The 434-nt window shown below is 55.1% G+C and carries 1 protein-coding gene; it reads left to right on the top strand.

Annotated elements, in window-relative coordinates:
• Positions 1–34 precede the first annotated feature (34 nt).
• On the top strand, positions 35–434 hold a 400-nt coding region (locus K0039_RS25545; RefSeq protein ID WP_265589598.1), incomplete at its 3' end, for an L-aspartate oxidase.

Below are 434 nucleotides of genomic sequence, written 5' to 3'. Positions count from 1 at the left end.
GCCGCGTACCTCAAGGTTAATGGTGAAAGTGCTGTTGGAAGAAGTACAGCGCCTCGCCATTCCAGTGTTGACCAGTGCAACAGTGATTAAACTGCTGCATCAGCGTGACGAAAACGGCGAAGACCGTGTTGCGGGGGCAATCCTCGCGACCGGTCATCGCGCCCATAACCCTTGGGGGCTGGCAATTGTGACTGCGCCCAATGTGGTACTGGCAACAGGAGGGCCTGGCGAGCTTTATCGCGACAGTGTGTACCCACACAAATGTTTTGGCTCGCTGGGGCTGGCGCTGGAGGAAGGCCTGACGCTAACCAATCTGACCGAAAGCCAGTTTGGTATAGGCACGCCGCGTAGCACGTTTCCGTGGAATTTATCCGGTACCTATGTACAGGTGATCCCGTATATCTATTCCGTGGATGCTGAGGGTAACGAGTATA

Source organism: Terrisporobacter mayombei, from assembly GCF_020748465.1.
GTDB classification, from domain to species: Bacteria; Bacillota; Clostridia; order Peptostreptococcales; family Peptostreptococcaceae; genus Terrisporobacter; species Terrisporobacter mayombei.
Note: the sequence above shows the minus strand (reverse complement) of the source record. Positions and strands in the feature narration are given on the sequence as shown.